General features: G+C 60.9%; 15 protein-coding genes and 1 pseudogene. 4 read left to right on the top strand and 12 right to left on the bottom strand.

The features are described from left to right. Positions 1 to 92 precede the first annotated feature (92 nt). The 3 genes from EOS_RS09875 to EOS_RS09865 are packed head-to-tail and all read left to right on the top strand — an operon-like array spanning position 93 to position 2,262. Complete coding sequence (locus EOS_RS09875; RefSeq protein ID WP_047846448.1) at positions 93 to 842, top strand: amino acid ABC transporter permease; 750 nt, start codon at positions 93 to 95, stop codon at positions 840 to 842. Next, the gene (locus EOS_RS09870) at positions 839 to 1,495 is read left to right on the top strand and encodes an amino acid ABC transporter permease (protein WP_047846447.1); all 657 of its coding nucleotides are present in this window, start codon (positions 839 to 841) and stop codon (positions 1,493 to 1,495) included. Before EOS_RS09875 ends, EOS_RS09870 begins: the two co-directional genes overlap by 4 nt. 41 nt (positions 1,496 to 1,536) lie before the next feature. After that, the gene (locus tag EOS_RS09865; protein WP_047846446.1) at positions 1,537 to 2,262 is read left to right on the top strand and encodes an amino acid ABC transporter ATP-binding protein; all 726 of its coding nucleotides are present in this window, start codon (positions 1,537 to 1,539) and stop codon (positions 2,260 to 2,262) included. A 79-nt stretch (positions 2,263 to 2,341) separates the two neighbouring features. Here the strand turns inward: EOS_RS09865 and EOS_RS09860 are convergent, their stop codons facing one another. Next, the gene (locus EOS_RS09860) at positions 2,342 to 3,433 is read right to left on the bottom strand and encodes a potassium channel family protein (protein WP_047846445.1); all 1,092 of its coding nucleotides are present in this window, start codon (positions 3,431 to 3,433) and stop codon (positions 2,342 to 2,344) included. A 416-nt stretch (positions 3,434 to 3,849) separates the two neighbouring features. On the opposite strand from EOS_RS09860, the gene EOS_RS09855 reads away from it, so the two are divergent. Then, positions 3,850 to 4,347, top strand: a complete 498-nt coding sequence (locus EOS_RS09855; RefSeq protein ID WP_152693105.1) for a hypothetical protein — start codon at positions 3,850 to 3,852, stop codon at positions 4,345 to 4,347. A 23-nt stretch (positions 4,348 to 4,370) separates the two neighbouring features. On the opposite strand, the gene gltS is transcribed toward EOS_RS09855, so the two are convergent. The 11 genes and pseudogenes from gltS to EOS_RS09800 form a co-directional block, all read right to left on the bottom strand. After that, entirely contained in the window at positions 4,371 to 5,570 is a 1,200-nt protein-coding gene (gene gltS, locus EOS_RS09850) for a sodium/glutamate symporter (protein ID WP_407639119.1), read from the bottom strand. Positions 5,571 to 5,607: 37 nt separating this feature from the next. Next, positions 5,608 to 6,825, bottom strand: a complete 1,218-nt coding sequence (gene nhaA, locus EOS_RS09845; protein ID WP_047846443.1) for a Na+/H+ antiporter NhaA — start codon at positions 6,823 to 6,825, stop codon at positions 5,608 to 5,610. Between the two features lie 976 nt (positions 6,826 to 7,801). After that, positions 7,802 to 8,977, bottom strand: coding sequence for a monovalent cation:proton antiporter-2 (CPA2) family protein (locus tag EOS_RS09840; RefSeq protein WP_047846442.1), 1,176 nt, complete (start codon positions 8,975 to 8,977; stop codon positions 7,802 to 7,804). A gap of 16 nt (positions 8,978 to 8,993) precedes the next feature. Then, positions 8,994 to 9,593, bottom strand: coding sequence for a PqiC family protein (locus EOS_RS09835; protein ID WP_047846441.1), 600 nt, complete (start codon positions 9,591 to 9,593; stop codon positions 8,994 to 8,996). Beyond that, a complete protein-coding gene (locus EOS_RS09830) occupies positions 9,593 to 11,215 on the bottom strand; it encodes a PqiB family protein (protein ID WP_047846440.1) in 1,623 nt (540 codons plus the stop codon). The genes EOS_RS09835 and EOS_RS09830 overlap by 1 nt, the downstream gene beginning before the upstream one ends. Beyond that, positions 11,208 to 12,479 (bottom strand): paraquat-inducible protein A, encoded by a 1,272-nt coding sequence (locus EOS_RS09825; protein ID WP_047846439.1) that lies wholly within the window; start codon positions 12,477 to 12,479, stop codon positions 11,208 to 11,210. The genes EOS_RS09830 and EOS_RS09825 overlap by 8 nt, the downstream gene beginning before the upstream one ends. Next, positions 12,476 to 13,954: an efflux transporter outer membrane subunit gene (locus EOS_RS09820; protein ID WP_047846438.1), complete on the bottom strand. Its 1,479-nt coding sequence runs from the start codon at positions 13,952 to 13,954 to the stop codon at positions 12,476 to 12,478. Before EOS_RS09820 ends, EOS_RS09825 begins: the two co-directional genes overlap by 4 nt. Position 13,955: 1 nt before the next feature. Next, complete coding sequence (locus EOS_RS09815; protein WP_047846437.1) at positions 13,956 to 17,165, bottom strand: efflux RND transporter permease subunit; 3,210 nt, start codon at positions 17,163 to 17,165, stop codon at positions 13,956 to 13,958. A gap of 12 nt (positions 17,166 to 17,177) precedes the next feature. Beyond that, the gene (locus EOS_RS09810; RefSeq protein WP_235442761.1) at positions 17,178 to 18,446 is read right to left on the bottom strand and encodes an efflux RND transporter periplasmic adaptor subunit; all 1,269 of its coding nucleotides are present in this window, start codon (positions 18,444 to 18,446) and stop codon (positions 17,178 to 17,180) included. 66 nt (positions 18,447 to 18,512) lie between these two features. Continuing rightward, positions 18,513 to 18,920, bottom strand: a complete 408-nt coding sequence (locus EOS_RS09805) for a hypothetical protein (protein WP_047846436.1) — start codon at positions 18,918 to 18,920, stop codon at positions 18,513 to 18,515. A 32-nt stretch (positions 18,921 to 18,952) separates the two neighbouring features. Continuing rightward, positions 18,953 to 19,147 (bottom strand): annotated as a pseudogene (locus EOS_RS09800) (glycine zipper family protein); the annotation flags it as partial.

The following is a 19,147-nucleotide window of genomic DNA, read 5'->3' as shown; positions in this document are numbered from 1 at the left end:
CTGGCCGAATTGCCCGCGCACGCCTGCAAGCTGATCGCGGCGCGCCCCGTTCATTAATTCAACCGGCCTCACCTGACCATGAGCAACACGCCATGACCTATGTATTCGATTTCAGCGGCTTCGGCATATACGCTGGCATGCTGGTGCGAGGCGTCGCCGTCACCCTCTGGCTTACCGCGGTGTCGACCGTGCTCGGTGGCCTCGTCGGTGTCGCGGGCGCAAGCGTCGGCGTCGCCGGGCCGCGCTGGGCGCGGACACTGGTCGCCACTTACGTCGAGCTGATCCGCAACACGCCGTTCATCGTGCAATTGTTCTTTGTGTTCTTCGGGCTGCCGGGCATTGGCATCCATATCGACGAAATGCAAGCGGCAATCCTCGCGATGACGGTCAATCTTGGTGCTTACGCGACGGAGATCGTCCGCGCCGGCATCGACTCGATTCCGCGTGGCCAGGTGCAGGCAGCGCAGGCGCTGGGTTTGCAGGGACGCCAGGTATTCCGTCATGTGGTGCTGCCGCAGGCGCTCGCCAATGTGTTTCCGGCGCTCCTGAGCCAGGTGTTGATCGTGATGCTTGGGTCCGCCGTGGTATCGCAGATATCGGTGCCCGACCTGACGTATGCGGCCAATTTCATCCAGTCGCGCAACTTCCGCTCATTCGAAAGCTATCTGATCGTCACCGCGACCTATCTGTTTCTCTCGATCGTCTTGCGGCTACTGCTGAACCGGCTGGGCCGGGGCCTTTTTGCGGGACGCTCGCCACGCACGTCCGATGCGCAGCGCAACAAGTGGATACGATTCACCTGGCGTCGCGCACCGACGCTCGCAACGGAGCGCTCACAATGACCGAATTCACTCTGTGGGATATCGCGCGCAATCTGCTGCTCGCCGCGCGCTGGACGGTGCTGCTTTCGCTGATCGCTTTCGTCTGCGGCGGTGCAGTCGGCCTCCTGCTGCTCGCGATGCGCGTGTCGCCGTTGCCATGGCTGCGCCGTGTGGTCGTGCTCTATGTCGAGCTGTTCCAGGGCACGCCTCTGGTGATGCAGCTGTTCGTCGCGTTCTTCGGCCTGCCGTTGCTGGGCGTGGAGGTGTCGCCATGGGTCGCCGCAACCGTCACGCTGACGCTCTACACCAGCGCATATCTCGTCGATATCTGGCGTGGCTGCGTCGAAGCGGTGTCGCGCGGCCAGTGGGCGGCAGGCGCGAGTCTCGGCATGACGTTCGGGCAGCAATTGCGCTACATCGTCTGGCCGCAGGCGAAGAAGATCTCGGTCGCGCCGACCGTCGGTTTTCTGGTGCAGGTGGTCAAGAGCACTGCGTTGACGTCCATCATCGGGTTCATCGAACTGACGAAGACCGGTTCGATGATCACCAATACCGCGTTTCGCCCGTTTCCGATCTACGGAATGGTCGCCCTGCTCTACTTCGCGATGTGCTTCCCGCTGACGCTGTATGCACGCCGGTTGCAGCAGGCGCAACTCGCCCAGGCGCGCCGGTGACCAAAGCAGGCTGTCGCCTCGTTACTCAAATGGATTTCACGATGATCTCAATCAACAATGTTTCGAAGTGGTACGGACCTTTCCAGGTACTGACCGGCTGCACGACCGAAGTCAAAAAGGGCGAAGTGGTCGTGGTGTGTGGCCCGTCGGGTTCGGGTAAGTCAACCCTGATCAAAGCGGTGAACGGCCTCGAACCGTTCCAGGAAGGCGCAATCACGATCGACGGCCAGTCGGTCGGCGACAAGAAAACCAATCTGTCGAAGCTGCGCTCGAAGGTCGGCATGGTGTTCCAGCACTTCGAACTGTTCCCGCACTTGTCGATCACTGAAAACCTGACGCTTGCGCAGATCAAGGTGCTTGGCCGTTCAAAGGATGAAGCCGCGGCGAAGGCGCTGAAGCTGCTGGATCGCGTCGGGCTGCGTGCGCATGCGGACAAATTTCCGGGGCAACTGTCGGGCGGTCAGCAGCAGCGGGTCGCGATTGCACGCGCGCTGTCGATGGACCCGATCGCGATGCTGTTCGACGAACCGACCTCGGCACTCGATCCTGAAATGATCAACGAAGTGCTCGACGTGATGGTCGAACTCGCGCAGGAAGGCATGACCATGATGTGCGTCACGCACGAAATGGGCTTCGCACGAAAGGTCGCGCACCGCGTGATCTTTATGAATCACGGCGTCATCGTGGAAGACGACAAGAAGGAAGATTTTTTCGCGAACCCGAAGTCCGATCGCGCGAAGGACTTTCTCGCGAAGATCCTGCACTAATGTTGCGGGGTGCTCGGCACGCGTCGCAGGGCCAGGTCAAGACAAACGGATTCGCTGCATCTGATTTCTAACGCCGCTGTCAGGTTTGTTCGGCCCGGGGCGCGCGGGTGGACTGGATCACAATCAGCACATCGCCTTCCTCAATTGTGCGCGGTGCGTCCTCATAGAACGAGAACATCCGGCCGTCGTGGACCAGCCCGACAATGAGCATGCCCGTCACCGCATTCGTCGCTTGACCGACTTCTTGCGGTGCAGCGGGCCGCTCCACTAGCGTGACGCGTCCACGCGCCGACAGCAGGTCGTTGACGAACGGAACGATGTAGCGGCTTTCGACCGCATCGGCCAGTAGCAGTCCGCCGATCTTGGTCGACGACACAATCACGTCCGCGCCCGCTTGCCGCAATTGCCGTTGGAACACATGCTCCCGGACCCGCACGACAATCTTTGTTTCAGGCGCAATACTGCGCACGCTTAGCGTAAGCAGTATTGCGGTCGGGTCATCGGTGACCGCGACAATGACGGCCTTCGCAGAACGAATCCCCGCCTGTTGCAGGATGTCTTCGCGCGACGGGTCGCCAAGCAGACCTGCAACGCCCAGCGCTGTCGCCGATTCCAGCGCCGGTTGCTGCTGGTCGATCACAATGATCGAATCGGCATTCACGCCGCTTTCAAGCAACTCGCGAACGGCGACTGAGCCACTGAGTCCAAAGCCGCACACAACGATGTGGCCCTGCAACCGCTTTTGCAGGCGTTTCATGCGAAGCTCCTCGATCACGCGTTGAATGACGAATTGATACGCTGTGCCTAGAAAAACAAACCAGATAGTGATACGTATCGGCATGACGAGGAACGTGACGATAAGGCGCGCGCGAGCTGTAACGGGCACGATGTCGCCATAGCCCACAGTCGCGACAGTGACCATGGTGAAATACATCAGGTCGATCACGTCGAGCGTCGGCTTGGTTGCATCGCGCAGCCCTTCGCGATCGATATACACCACGACAAAGGCAAGCACGCATAATCCGATCACGAGGTAAAAGCGCAGCAACAGGACGCGTTGCGGCGAAGCCGTGGGCCGCATGAACAACGTGCGCGCACGCGGCGCATGCCACGGTGAGCGCGCTCGACGCGGCAAATGGAATCGACTCGGTCTTCCACGCTTCAGGCCCACGCGCGTCTCCTGAAAAAGGACATACGATTCTACGACAACCGGACTGGGGCCCGATGGATCCGGAACATCAGGCGCGGCCGGAATCCAGTGGCGTTTAAATAGCTATCCTTAGCCGATTACACCGATAAAAAGATGTTTACTTCCTCCCTTTCGCGGCCTAGCTTGAAGCCATGGGATGCAAGTGTCTACTCGTCTTTGGGCTGCGGCCAACGCTCGGCACAGTCGTGGTTTGTGACGCTAGTTTGTGACGCTATCCTCGTCGTGCGCCCTTGACCGATCACGAACACAACCATCGGACTGCTATGACTTACGCCAGCGGAAAGTGGAATCTGAGATTTGCGCTGTCTCGCGCATTGTTGACTGCGGGAGTCGTTCTCAGTTCGAGCCTTTCGCCTATAGCGGCACGGGCGAACGCGATGGTGGCCGCGGAAGAAATCTGCATGCCTCAAGGGACCTATCCAATGATTGGCGGCGGCACGACCGTCTTCTCCCACGACCAGACCTGCTTTAGCCGCCCCGTAACCAACACCTTTCCGTGGGAGAAAAAAATCCCACGCGCGAACAGGAGCACCGCAGACCAGTTCAACGGGGCACGAGTGGTGCGGTACGACTACCACGACGCGCTGTATCAGTGTGCTAAGCGTCATATGCGGCTACCGGCAGTCGAAGAACTGACCGCGCTATTCGTCTACGCGAACCCGGGCGACAAGGCCGCAACGGGAAGTCAATACGCGATCGTCGCGCCAAAAAATGATTCGCGTTATCCGGGTGGTCTCCATGGCTGGGGCGGCAGCAGCACCTATTGGTCGCACACCTTCGCCGGCAGGGGCTCCCACAAGGTGGTCAACCTTGGGAACGGTCGAGTGAGCATTTACTACAATTCGCGTACTAGCTATGTGTCGTGTGTACATTGAAGGGGTTCGCCGCTTGCGATCCTTTATCCGTAAATGGGCAGCAGCAGGAACAACTTGATGACGATGGCATTCGCAATGTCGATAAAGAACGCTCCCACCATCGGCACCACGAGAAAAGCGAGATGCGAGGGGCCGAACCGCTCTGTGATGGCCTGCATGTTGGCGATCGCCGTCGGCGTTGCCCCGAGGCCGAAACCACAGTGCCCGGCGGCCAGCACCGCGGCGTCGTAGTTGCGCCCCATGACCCGGAAGGTGACGAAAATGGCGTAGATGGCCATGGCGATCGCCTGCACTACCAGGATGGCGAAAAGCGGCAGCGCAAGCGAGGCCAGGTCCCCTAAACGCAGGCTCATCAGCGCGATCGCGAGAAACAGCCCGAGACTTACATTGCCGAGCAGAGACACTTCGTCCTCGAAGACCTGATACCAGCCGCGCACGGCAAGGCCATTGCGCAGCACGACACCGACGAACAATACACAGACGAACGCGGGTAACTCGAACGCTGTGCCGGCCAACCACGATCCAAGCGCCGAGCCGACAGCGAGACAAACGGCAATCAGCGCCACGGTCTCGATGAAGGCAATCGCCGTGATCGGGCGAACCGCCTTGGGTTGTTCAAAACCGCTCGTGCCTGCGGCATCGGATTCCGGGTTGGGGACAAGGCTATAACGTGTGATCAGAAAACGCGCAACCGGGCCGCCGATCAGTCCTCCGAGGATCAAGCCGAACGTGGCACAGGCAATCGCAATCTCCGTCGCCGATGCGAGCCCATGACGCTCCGCGAACACCTTCGCCCAGGCGGCACCAGTGCCATGACCGCCGGAGAGGGTCACAGACGCCCCGAGCAGGCCGAGCAAGCGCTCTTGCCCCAACGCCCAGGCAAGGCCAAGGCCGAGCACATTCTGCATCACGAGCAAGCCGAGTACGGCGCCGAGAAACACAAACAACGACCGCCCGCCTGCTTTCAGGCTTGCCAGATCTGCGTTAAGACCGATGGTGGCGAAGAACGTGAGCATCAGCGGCGTTTGAAGCGTCGTGTCGAAACGCACGTCGATTTGTAAGAGCGCGCGTAACGCGAAAACCAGGATTGCTACCAGCAGCCCGCCGACAACCGGCTCGGGGATACTGTAAGTTCTCAGTATTGGAGTCCTGGCTAGGATTTGTCGCCCCAGCAAGAGAACAAGTGAGGCGCCCATCAGCGTTTCCAGAGTGTCGAGGGTCACAATGCTCTTCTCCAATCGAGAGACCGATTAGTGCCGGTTAATTAGCCGTACGCGATGGGGTTGCCCCGGAATGACCTGGCGCGAACCGGAGCAACAGATAACCGGTAACACCCGATAGCACTGAGCCCGCGATCACGCCTAACCGGAGGGGCGTGAAATAGCCGGGGCCGTCGAAAGCGAGGGAACCGATGAACAGGCTCATGGTGAAGCCGACGCCGCACAGCGCGGCAACACCGATCAGCTGGAGCCATCCGGCGCCCTCGGGAAGCTTGGCCAGACCAAGTCGAATCAGCATCGCGCTCGCCCCGAAGACACCGACGAGTTTTCCGGCGAAAAGACCCACGGCAATACCGAGCGGCAGTGGCTCTGCCAGCGCGGTCAGCGTAACGCCTGCGAACGAGACGCCGGCATTGGCGAAAGCGAAGACCGGCAACACACCAAAGGCCACCCAGGGATGGAGACTGTGTTCAAGCTGATGTAGCGGAGCTGTGCCTTGTGCGTCCGTTGTCTTCAATGGCACGGCGAAAGCGATTGCAACGCCTGCAAGCGTTGCGTGAACGCCCGACTTCAGGACGAATACCCACAAGATCACGCCGACCATGACGTAAGGCGCAATTCGTGTGACTTTCTGCAGGTTCAAGGCGATCAGGACGGCTATGGCCACGGCCGCCAAGAAGAGCATTGCGATGGAAAGCTCGGCGGTATAAAACAGCGCAATAATGACGATTGCACCCAAATCGTCGGCGATTGCCACGGCGGTCAGGAATATTTTGAGCGACACCGGAACCCGCTTGCCGAGCAGGGAAAGAACGCCGAGCGCAAATGCAATGTCGGTGGCCGTGGGAATTGCCCAGCCATTCAAGGCCGCGGCATTTCCCCGGTTAAAAATGAAATAGATGACTGCGGGCACTACCATTCCGCCTAACCCGGCAGCGACAGGCAGCACTATTTGTGCAGGCGTGGACAGTTCGCCTTCGATCACCTCGCGCTTGACCTCCAGACCGACCAGGAGGAAGAAGATGGCCATCAAACCGTCGTTGATCCAGAGCAGAAGCGGCTTCGCAAGGGCGAACGATCCAAAGCGCATCTCCACGGGGATTTTCAGCAGATCGTCGTACGCGTGTCGAAGCGGGGAGTTGCTGCAGATCAGCGCGAGCGCGGCTGCGGCAACGAGCAGCAAACCGCCCGCCGATTCCAGTTTAAGGAAGTCGGCGATGCCGTCGGTCCCCTTGCGAATCACGTTGCCGATCACAATGCCCGGTCCGTTTTCTGTGCATCAACTCGTGAAGGCCTTAGCCGGCGCCGAGTGCTGTGTTCAGTCGGGCGCAGCGTTTCTTCTACAAATGATAATAGTGCACGCGTGGAACCATTAACACCCATTTTCAGTTCGTTCGCACTCGGTCGGGGGGCGCTGGCGCTTGGTGGGTGTTTGGGGGCTAGGTTGAGGGGCAGCGGTCGGGGGTGATGCCGGGTTGGTGCTTTCGGCGTTAGTGGTCTGCGTGAGTTAGCTGTTCTTTTTATCGCTATTAGCCACTGTGCGTGGCGGCACTTCATTTCTTTTTCCGACGGCGCAAAAGAAACAGAAGCAAAGAAAACGCCTCCCAACCATCGGCAAGTTAGTGTCCCTAGCGTGCAGGCTAGAAGTTTTTGGCACCTGATAGCATGGTGCTCGCCAGACTGGAGAATGTTTGAAGCCCGACCTCTCCGAACACCGATACCCACACGCTTCGCCACCAGTGACTGAACCTGCCACAGGTTCACCCCGCGCTATCCGCGTACACCCACCTCAAGAAAGAAGCACGCAGATCACGTAGCCAACCCACCCGGAAATGAGGCAACCAGTACACGTTAGGCCGTCATGGTCTGGGGGTGCGGTGCTTGCCCGAGAGCGTTGGGGGCGAAGCGTGTTCATGTCAGGATTCGCGAGAAGGAGGGGTTCAAACATTCTCCAGTCTGGCGAGCACCGTGCTATCAGGTGCCAAAAACGCCTAGCCTGCACGCTAGGGACACTAACTTGCCGATTGTTGAGAGGCGTTTTCTTTGCTTCTGTTTCTTTTTCGCCGTCGGAAAAGAAATGAAGTGCCGCCACGCACAGTGGCTAATAGTGATAAAGAGAACTGCTAAGACAGACCGGCCACGGACGCAGAAAGCAGCAACCCGGCATCGACCCCGACCCCGACCTCTAGCCCCAGAACCTAGCAACCCGGCACCGACCCCACCCCCAACCGCTTTCAAGTATCCAGATCCTCACGAACACCCGGAACCCAGAATCTCTTATGGAGGAGCAACAGCAGCGGCGTCGTGACCATCGACAATGTCACCACCAGCGTCACGAGCGACGATAAGCGTTGATCGATCACACGCGCCGCCAATGATGCCGCCAGCACGACGAACGCGAATTCACCGCCTTGTGACAACAGCACCGCAAAGTAGGTACGTTGCCCGGCCGGGACTTCGAACCGGCTGGCGAGCAGCCACAACGCAACCGCCTTGATACCCACAAGCACCACTACCAACGCAGCGACCCGGATGGGTTCACGCACCAGTACACCGAAATCGATCGACATCCCCACCGCAATGAAGAACAAGCCGAGCAGCAAGCCCTTGAACGGCGCCATATCGGTCTCGACCTCATGGCGATATTCCGAATCCGCGAGCAACACGCCGGCAACGAACGCACCGAGCGACATCGATAGATGAACGCTGTGCATAAGCAACGCAATCCCTATCACCCAGAGCAAGGCAAATGCGGTGAACACTTCCGGCACCCCGGTGCGCGCGACCGCTCGCAACAAAAAGCGCAACAGGAAATGTCCGGCGAGCACGACCGCGGCGAGCATCGCCAGCGCTTTCAATGTGACAAGCCAGCCTGGGTCGGCGGCGGCATCGGCCACCGCGGGTCCCAGCAGCGGCAGAAGCGCGATCAACGGAATCGCGGCCATGTCCTGAAACAGCAGGATACCGAATCCGGCACGCCCGGCCGGGGTATCCATCTGCTTGCGTGCCTGGAGTTCGGCGATCACCATCGCGGTAGACGACAACGCCAGTGCAAGCCCGCCCGTCAGCGCAACGCGCCATGGCGAGCCGAAAACCAGGAACGTTGCCGTCAGGACCAATGCGCACAGGGCCATCTGCGCTCCGCCATAGCCGAAAATCGTACGGCGTATGGCCCATAGTTTTTCGACCTGCATTTCCAGGCCGATCACGAACATCATCAATACGATCCCCAGTTCAGCGAAGTGGAGGATCGCGTCCACGTCGGTGATGAGTCTGAGCACCCACGGGCCAATCGCCACGCCCGCAAGCAGATAGCCCAGCACCGAGCCGAAGCCCAGCCGTATCGACAGCGGCACGACAATGAGCGCCGCTGCCAGGAAAATCACCACATCGATCAGCATTCCTTCCATGCGTCCGGGCCTCGGTTTACGGCTGACGTGTCGAACGGATTGCGGTGGCAATCGCAGCGCTGACCGCCGCCATCGCCCTGCTATGGGCCGCCACGAGCGCGTCGTTGCCCTGCGCGCCTGTCGGTTCGCTCACCACGGTGCGCCCGCTCACCGGTGCGCCTTCCTTGGGCGGCTTCACTGACCACAGCACCGAGACCGAAGCCGCCTCAGGCGCCGACTCGAAGCTCTGGACATCGACGGACACGAAGTAAGTCAGCTTGGGGTCCACGCTTTGCGGATAACCGGACACGAGCGCGCCGGGGAACTGGAGCGCCAGGTCGGCGGCGATGACCCGCCGGATCTGGCTCTTCAGCGGGTCCGCCCAACGGGAGAACTCGTCGAGCGTGATCCGGTTGGGGTCGACCCGTAGCACGAACTGCGGGCGATCATCGATCTCCGGTATCGTGACAGCGCCCATCACGATGGCCCACGTCGTGGCGGGTGCAGGTGTGCCGGTTTCAGTCTGCTCCTGCGCACGCCCGGGGCTCAGCGTATAGAAGCTCGCCTGAGGCGAGCTCGCGCATCCGTTGGCAAGTGCCGCCGCGAGCATCACGGCTGTCGTTAAGAGGGTACGCATCACTTCTTGTCCTCCGGTTTGCCGCGAATCAGCGCTTCGGGATGGCGTTCAAGATAGTCGGCGAGCGTGCGGAACGCGGCGGCCGTGCGCGACAATTCGCGCATCGTGTCGACGGTGCTCTGCGACAGCGGAGAGTCGGGTTGCAAGCTGCGGTTGGCGGAGGCGAGCGTCTCCTGCGCAGCGGCCAGCGTGGCACGAGCCTCAGGCGCCACCTGAGTATTGAGCGTTTTGAGCAGACCGTCCGCATCGGTCAGGGTCTGGTGCAAATCCTTGCCGATGGCATCGAACGGAATCTTGTTCAGCTTCGCGACGAGACTGGTGATCGAGTCCTGCAGCCCTTGCAGGTTGCCCGGAATCGTTGGCAATTCAGGTGGACTCTTGCTCCAGTCCACCGTGGCCTTCGGCGCCGCCGGGAAGAAATCCACCGCCACATAGAGGTTGCCCGTGAGGAGACTCGCGGTTTTCAACTGGGCACGCAATCCATGCGCGACAAGGTAGTCGGTGAAGGCCTTGCGGTCCGCCGTCATGCGCCCCCCCTTCCCACCGGACTGATAGCGCGACGTGAATCGCTCGGGGAAAATGCGCACCTCGACCGGAATGCTGAACTCCTTCGTAACCGGGTCAAAGTGCGTGTAGATTGCTGCCACCTCGCCGACCACGATGCCCCGGAAATCGAGCGGTGCGCCGACCAACAACCCGCGCACCGATTCCTTAAAATTCAGTACATAGGTGTCGACGATGTTGTCATGCCGTTTCATTGCTTCGGCGCGGTCGCTGAAAAGCTCGAACTGGCTCTGCGCGGCGGCTTCGGTCTTGTCGACTACGTTTGGCGGATCCTCGAACGCCAGGCCGCCGATCAGGATCGACACAAGCGATTCGGTGTTAACTTTCACGCCGGTCGTATCCAAAGAGACATCCACGCCACTCGCGTGCCAGAAGCGGGTGCTGTTCGACACGTATTTGTCGTAGGGTGCGTTCACGAAAACGTGCAATGTCATGCCGGCGCCATCGGGGTCGAGCGCATAGGACGTGATCTGTCCGACCTGCAGGCGCCGGAAAAACACGGGCGAGCCGATATCGAGCGAACCCATGTTCCCACTCTTGAGCACGAATTCCCGCCCCGGCACGCCGGCCGCAAATACGGGCGGTGACTCCAGCCCGACGAAATCGCGGCGTGCCTTGCTCTCGGTGCCGATGTCCATGCCAATAAAAGAGCCTGACAGCAGCGTGCCGATACCCGAGACAGTGCCCCCGGATATGCGCGGGCGCACGACCCAGAAGCGGGTATCGTCGACGAGCATGTTCGTGGCGTCGCGGTTCACTTCGGCACTGGCTATGACCCGTTTGTGATCAGGCGACAAGACGACCTTCTTGATCACGCCGATATCTACGTTCTTGAATTTTATTTTGGTCTTGCCCGCCTCCAGGCCTTCACCGGTGACGAAGCTAATGGTGATGGTCGGACCTTTTTCTAGGACGGTTTTTACCGCGAGCCAGCCGCCGATCAACACCGCGACGAGCGGCACCAGCCAGACGAGTTGAACGCGCCAGCGAGAGCGGCGCGCCGCGACCGCTTCAGGAAAATCGGGAGCATCGGGCTGTTGCCCAGGCGGCTTATCCATGATCTGGCTCCACTGCGTCCCAGATGAGGCGGGGATCGAATGACATCGCGGCGAACATCGTCAGCACGACTACCGCGCCGAACGCGATCGCACCGGGCCCGGCCTTGATCGTCGCGAGTGCATTGAACTGCACAAGGGCGACCAGTATGGTGATGACGTAGATATCGAGCATTGACCAGCGTCCGACAAGCTCCACCAGCCGATAGATGCGCGTGCGCCTCTGGGGCAGCCAGCGCCAGCGCAGTTGCGCCGTCAGGACGAGAAAGATCAACGCGATGATCTTGAGCATGGGCACAGCAATGCTCGCGATGAAAACAATGACCGCGAGCGGCCACGAGCCCGACGTCCAGAGAAAGACCACGCCGCTCATGATCGTGTCCGTTTGCGCGCCGAACAGCGAGCTCGTGTCCATCACGGGCAGCAGGTTGGCGGGGATGTAGAGGATTACTGCGGAAATAAGGAACGCCCAGGTGCGTGCGATGCTGCCGGGCTTCCGAAAGTGCAGAGGTGAGCCGCAGCGCGGACAGCGACCTTCGTGGGCATGCGATGCCGGCTTCGATAGCAGGCCGCAGTCATGGCAGACGAACAGCCCCGCGCGGGCAGCCGTCGGAGCCGAAGCACTGACCTGCCCGGCTGGCGCAGAAGCCGAGGCCGCGCTCCGCGCGATGTCGATGCGCGACCAGATATCGTGAGGATCGAACGTCGAGGCGGCAGCGGCAAGCAGCAGCATCACCGCACCGAACGCCCACATGGCAATGCCAGGGACAACGCTTGCAATAGCCGCAAGCTTGACGAGCGCGACCAGCATCCCGAGGATCAGCACTTCGATCATGCCCCAAGGCGTTACGTGGCGCAGCACGCGCAACACAATGTCAGGCCGGCGAGGAATATGCCCCGTGCGCAGCGGCAAAAGCACATACGTCACCGCGGCCATGTCCAGCAGCGGCATCAGCAGGGTCGTGACGAAAACAAGGCCCGCGAGCGGCCACACGCCGTCGTCATAGAGCACTTGAGCCGCCCCGAACAGCGTGGTCTCGACGAGCGTGCCATTCACCGAGAGCCCGACGATCGGGAAGGTATTTGCCACCACGAACAGGACCATCGCCGCGAGCGTCAGGGCGAGCGCGCGGTCGACACTGGCGGGCGGGCGTCTATACAACGTCGCGCCGCAGCGCCGGCAGCGCGCGGTTCCACCGCTGGCCAGCACCGTCTCGCGCTGCAGCAGGTCGCATTCGTGACAGGCAATCAGGCGGGCAGCATTCATGGCGCCGGCACCTTGGTTTGCGTGGCGGCCGCTGGCGGGTTCGCCATGGCCGTGGTCCCCTCGTAGGTCGTCGAGGTCATATGCTCGGCGTCGGTGACCCAGCCGCCGCCCATCGCCTTGTAGAGGCTCACTGTCGAGGTGAACACCACTCCTTGCGTTTGCGCATAGCTCAGTTGGGCATTGAAGAGACTGCGTTCTGCATCGAGTACTTCGATGTAGCTGGTATAGCCCCCCTCAAAGCGCAGCCGGGCGAGGCGCGCATAGTTACGCAGCGCATCGACCTGACTGCCCTGCACCACGAGCTGCTCACGCGTTTTCTGCAGCGACACAAGCGCGTCGGCGACTTCCTGGAATGCGACCTGAATTGCCTTCTGATACTGAAACAGCGCTTGTTGCTGCTGCGCTTCAGCCTGCTTCACCTGACCGCCGATGCTGCCCGCGGTGAAGATCGGCAGCGTCGTCGCTCCGGCGTAGGACCATATGCGCGCCGGCCCGGTGAAGAGCGAAGAGAACCGTGTGCTCGCGGAGCCGAACAGACCGGTGAGCGAGATCGACGGGAAATAGAGTGCGCGCGCCGCGCCGATCAACGCGTTCGCGGCAATCAGGTCTTGCTCGGCCTGACGCAGGTCGGGACGGCGCTCGAGCAATTCGGACGGCAGCCCCGCCGGTACGGCAGGCAACGCCAGATCGTCCAGTTCACGGTCGCGCGCAATGTCTCCGGGGTTGTGCCCAAGCAAGATGGACAGCGCGTCTTCCTGCTGCGCGATCTGCAACTCGATCTGCGGAATCGTTGCGAGCGAGGCCTGGTATTCCGACTGGCTCTGCGCCAACTCCATCTGCGAAACTTCTCCGCCCGAGAAGCGCAACTGGAACACATTGACGGAAGCCGCACGGCTCGCGACTGTGGACTTCGCAATATCGAGTTGCCGGTCGAGCGACAGCAGGTTCACATACGACGACGCCACCGAGGCCACCAGGGTCAGGATCGTCGCACGCCGGCCTTCCTCACTCGATAGCAGGTTCGCGCGGGCAGCTTCCGTCTGACGGCGCAGCTTGCCGAAAAAATCGATTTCCCAAGACGCGGAGAGCGTCGCCTGGAACTGGTTGAACACCGGGCCGACACCCGCCGGCAACTGCGTCGAGCCGAGCGGCACGCGCTGGCGTTGCGCGTTGAACCCTGCCGCCACCTGCGGGAACAACTGCGAGCGCGTGGTCTCGAACTGCCCGAGAAACTGTTCGACGCGGGCCGCCGCGATCTTCACATCCTTGTTATCGGCGAGCGCCGTGGCGATCAACGCGTTCAACGCCGGATCCTGGAACTGTTCCCACCACGCTGTATTGACGAGATCTTTCGCCTCCGGCTCGGCAAAGCGGAATGCGGGCGGTGCATCGACGGCCGGCCGCTCGTAGTTCGGTCCGAGCAAGCAGCCGGCGAGCGCAAGCAGGGCAACTAGCGAGAAATGAGAGGCGCGCATGTCAGTCGCCCTCGCGTCTGGCAGACGGCGTTGCCGTCGGGGCACCCGCCCCCGGATCCGGCGGGCTCGCCGTTGGGCCAGGGGTGTTCTTGCCGCTCCTTCTCTCCGACATCGATTCGAGCACGTAGAAGAACATCGGAATGAAGAACACCGCGATCGCCGTGGCGCCAAGCATGCCGCCGATCACGCCCGTGCCGATCGAATGCCGGCTGTTCGCCGACGCGCCAAGGGCAATGGCCAGCGGCACGCAGCCAAGGATGAAGGCAAGTGACGTCATCACGATCGGGCGCAAGCGTTCAGTCGCCGCCGTGACCGCGGCGTCGTAGACCGACTCACCCGACTCGCGGTTCAACACCGCAAACTCGAAGATCAGGATTGCGTTCTTGGCGGCCAGTGCGACCAGCATCGTCAAGCCGATCTGGAAGTAAACGTCGTTTTCGAGGCCACGCAGCAGGATGGCGAGCAACGCGCCAAAGAGTGCGAACGGCACCGCCATCAGCACGCCCACCGGCAAGCTCCATTTTTCGTATTGCGCGGCGAGAATCAGGAACACCATGATCAGGCCGAACACGAACACGAGACTGGAGGTGCCACCAGCCTGTCTTGCTTCGTACGCTTCGCCGCTCCACCCGACGTCGTAACCCGGCGGCATCACCTCATGGGCGACCTCGTCAAGCGCGGAGAGAACCTGTCCCGAGCTGTAGCCTGCCGCCGCGTTGGCCGTCACCTTGACTGCAGGGAAATTGTTGAAGCGCGTCACCAGATCCGGACCGGTGACAAATTGGGTGGTCACCACGGCTTTGAGCGGGACCATGCTGCCGGTCTTGGAACGCACGTAAATCTGATCGATATCCTGAGGCTTGAGCCGGTACGACGGCTCCGCTTGCAGGATGACCTGCCACAGCCGGCTGGACCGGTTGAACTGCGACACGTACAGCGAGCCGAACATGGTCTGCATCGCGCTGTACACTTCCTCGATCGGAACCCCCAGCGTTTCCGCCTTGTCCCGGTCAACGTTCACCAGCAGTTGCTGGGACGACGCATTGAACGTCGAGGTGACCCGAGCCAGTTCGGGCCGCTGTTTCGCCTTTGCCAGGAAGTCGTTCACCACGCCCGCGAGTTGAGGGATGGTGGCGTCCCCTTTGCTCTGAATCCACATCTCCGTGCCACCTGTCGTTCCGAGTCCCGGAATCGACGGAGGGTTGACCGGCAGGATGACCCCCTCCTTCACCTTCGAGAGATTTTCATACGCACCGATCAGGACGGCGCGGGCGTTCTGGGTCTTGATGTTGGCAAACTTGTAGCGCTCGTCAAAACTCTTGAAGCCGATAAAAAATGTCGATGCGTTGTTCTTGTTCTGGCTGTCGAGCAGGCTGTACCCATCGACTATCGTGACGCTGCTTACAGCGGCCTGCTTCATGAAGTAGTCAGTGACGTGCTGCGACACGTCCCCAGTGCGGTCAAGGCTTGCGGCGTCCGGCATGATGACCGCGCCGAGCAGGTAGCCCTGGTCCTCCGGCGGGAGAAATGAAGTCGGGATCGACCTCATCATGACGACCGCGAGCGCGATCATCCCCGCGAACAGCAACAAGGCCACCACGAAGCGCTTGATGGCCAGCCTGACCATGCGCGTATAGCCGGCGGTCATCCGTCCGAATGCGTTATCGAACCATCTGAAAAAGCCCTTCTTTTCATGGTGCCCGGGTTTCAGCAGCAAGGCGGCCAGCGCCGGCGACAACGTAAGCGCCACCACGCCCGAGAACACCACCGAGATCGCGATCGTGATGGCGAACTGCTTATAGAGTTGTCCCGTGATGCCGCCAAGGAACGCCACCGGCACGAACACCGCGCACAATACGAGCACGATCGCCACGACCGGGCCGGAGACCTCGTCCATCGCTCGTTTAGCGGCGTCCTTCGGACTCAGCTTGTGGACGTTCATGTTCCGTTCGACGTTTTCGACCACGACGATTGCGTCGTCCACCACGATGCCGATAGCCAGCACCATGCCGAACAGCGTGAGCATGTTGATCGAAAAGCCCAGGGCGAGCATGCCCATGAAGGTTCCGAGAATCGACACCGGCACCGCGATCACCGGAATCAAGGTGGCACGGAAGCTCTGCAGGAATACGTAGACCACGATTACGACCAGCACGAGCGCTTCAAAGAACGTGTGAACGACATCCGAGATCGATGCACGTGTGAAGTCAGTCGTGTCCATCGCGATCTCGTAATCCAAGCCCTCGGGAAAGGACTTTTTCATCTCCTGGAGTGTTGCATGCACCTGCTTGGACACGTCGAGCGCATTCGCGCCTGGTTGCTGGTACACCGCGATGATCGTCGCCGGTTTGCCCTGAAACTTGCTGCGGATCGAGTAATCTTTTTGACCGAGTTGGGCCCGCCCGATATCCCTGAGACGCACGATCGCCGCTTCACCGCTCGCCGCGCGAATGATGATGTTGTCGAACTCGGCTGGATCGCTCAGCCGGCCGGTGGTCGTCACCGCAAATGACTGCTCGACCGGGGTGCCGGTCGGCGACTGGCCGATGCTGCCAACTGCGAACTGCTGGTTCTGGTTGGCAACGGCCCTCTGCACGTCGGAGGCCGTGACGCCGAGTTGCGCCATGCGGTCCGGTTTGAGCCAGATGCGCATCGCATAGTCAGGCGTACCAAATATGCTGGATTGATTGGCGCCGGGAATGCGCTTGAGCGCATCGAGCACATAGATGTTCGCGTAGTTGGCGATGTAGGTCGGGTCGTAGCGGTCTGTTGGCGAATAGATGGCGATGACGATCATGAACGCCGACGACTTCTTCTGCACCTGGATGCCCTGCGCCTGCACCGACTGCGGCAATTGCGGCAACGCCAGGTTCACGCGGTTCTGTACATCGACCTGCGCAAGCTCGGGGTTGGTGCCGATCTGGAAATAGACATTGAGCGTAAAGTTGCCCGTCGATGAGCTCGACGAGTTCATGTAGATCATGTTGTCCGCACCGTTGACCTGTTGTTCGATCGGGGCCGCGACATTGTTGGCGACCACGTCCCCGGTCGCACCGGGGTAACTGGCGGAAATGGTGATCTGGGGCGGCGTGATGTCGGGATACTGCGCAATTGGCAGACTGAGCATCGCCAACGTCCCCCCGAGCGTGATGACGATCGAAATGACCGCTGCGAAAATCGGCCGGTCGATGCAGAAGCGGGAAATGTTCATTTCGGCCGCCGGTCAGTTCGTCGCAGTGTGGTCGGGCTGACGCTGTGCCAGAGCCGGCGCTTCACCCGGCCGCTCATCGGAGGCACTCGGCGTTGCAGGCGGCGCCTGGGTAACCTTCAAAGACGTGTCGGCAATCACGCGAATCGCGCCGTCGACAACTATTCGCTCGCCCGGCTTCAGGCCATCGGTGATGAACCAGTCATCGCCGTGCCACGTGCCGACTTCGACCACGCGTTGATGGCCCTTAGAGTCCTTGTCGACAACCCAGACGAAATGGCTCTTCGAGCCTTGCAACACCGCACGCTGAGGCACGAGGATCGCATTCGGACGCACAGCCCCCGAAACCCGTGCGCGCACGAACTGTCCAGGGCGCAAGCTGCCTTGAGGGTTCGCAAACGAAGCCCGCACGAGAAAGGTGCCCGTTTGCGTATTGAACGCGGGATTGGCGAAATTGATACGACCACGAGATGGAAACACCGTGCCATCAGCAAGCACGACAGTGACCTCGAAATCGTCGTTCGCAGGAAACCGCAATTGTTTTTTCTCGATCTGGTCGCGGTATGCCAACAACTCATTCTCGGAAATACTGAAGTTCACCCACATCGGGTCGAGTTGGTACACCGATGTAAGCAGGCCTGTTGCGGCGGCTGTCACGTAGCTGCCATCCTGCTGTCTGGCGAAGCTCGACAAACCCGTGAGTGGAGACTTGATCGTCGTGTAACTCAGGTTGAGCTCGGCGGTCTGGACCTGGCCTTTGGCCGCGATCACGGCGGCTTCGGTCTCCTTTTCATTGCCTATGGCGTCGTCACGTTCCTTCTGGCTCAGTGCGTTCTGTGCGACGAGTGGAACCACCCGGGCAAGGTTGGCTTTCGCCACAGTCAGGCGGGCCTGCTGCTGCGCAAGCTGGCCTTTGGCCGACTGCAAAACCGCCTGAAAGGGCTTGGGGTCCATCAAAAAGAGCGTCTGCCCCGTATGCACCAGTTGACCCTCGGTATAGACCCGCTTGTCCAGGAAGCCGTCGACGCGAGCGCGAATCTGGACCTCGCGCGAGCTTTCTGTCTGAGCGGTGAATTCGAAGTCGACTGGCGTATCACGCTCCGAGACCGTCATGACCGTGACATCGATCGCCTGACGCGGAATCTCGGGCGCCTGCTTGTTGCACGCGGCGAGCACGATCAGCACCGCACTGGCAAACAGGCGGCGCGACCAGGCGCGGGTGCATGCGCACCGGCTATCACCCTTCTTGATCCGCGAAGCTGACATCGAAGCTGACATCGCCATGTGAGTCTCCCAGTGGGAACACGGACTCGTGGAACACAACCTGAGCAAGACCGTGCGCGCAGCCGGCTACGGCGGTGTGCAATAGCCAAAGGCCGTGAACGCGTCCTCGCGACTGACAAGCGTCAGTGAAATCGCGCCGTCGATCTTGTCGAGTACGACCGTCCACGCATAGCCAAGCTCGGTGCCCTGCATCAGGATCTGATCCGCGCTGCTGTCCATGTAGCGGATCTGGGTCGTGCGTTTAGGTCCTGCGATTGTCTTTTTCGCGAAGTCGATGCGCATGAACTCTGGAATGCCAATGCTGTCTGGCAGGCCGCGAAGACAGACCTCACCCGGGTCGCAGGCGTGCGCGTCCACCGTCGCGCATATCAGCCGCTTGCTGCCGTCGAAGTCCGCGCCGAACACCGCGGTCGTCGCGCAAAGCAACGCTGCTGACGCTGCTGCCAACGCTGTTCGCCTTAGTCTGGTCATCATGCTTGCATCTCCGCTGGCTGCGCTGGTCGACGCTACTGAACGGTGTATCCCCGGCCCGTCATGCATGCGGCCACCGCCCGGTTGAAAGTCGCCATTTGCTGCGAGGCCTGTTGATTGTTCGCTTGTTGTTGCCCGGCAGCAGCCTCGTTCTTCCGGCGCTGACGCAGCCCTCCTGCCGCCGTGCCGACCACCGCTCCGATGGCCGCACCCTTGCCCGCGTCGCCTCC

It is taken from the genome of Caballeronia mineralivorans PML1(12), from assembly GCF_001028175.1.
Taxonomy (GTDB): Bacteria; Pseudomonadota; Gammaproteobacteria; order Burkholderiales; family Burkholderiaceae; genus Caballeronia; species Caballeronia mineralivorans.
The sequence above is the reverse complement of the archived record's forward strand: the minus strand, read 5'-3'. Positions and strand labels throughout refer to the sequence as shown.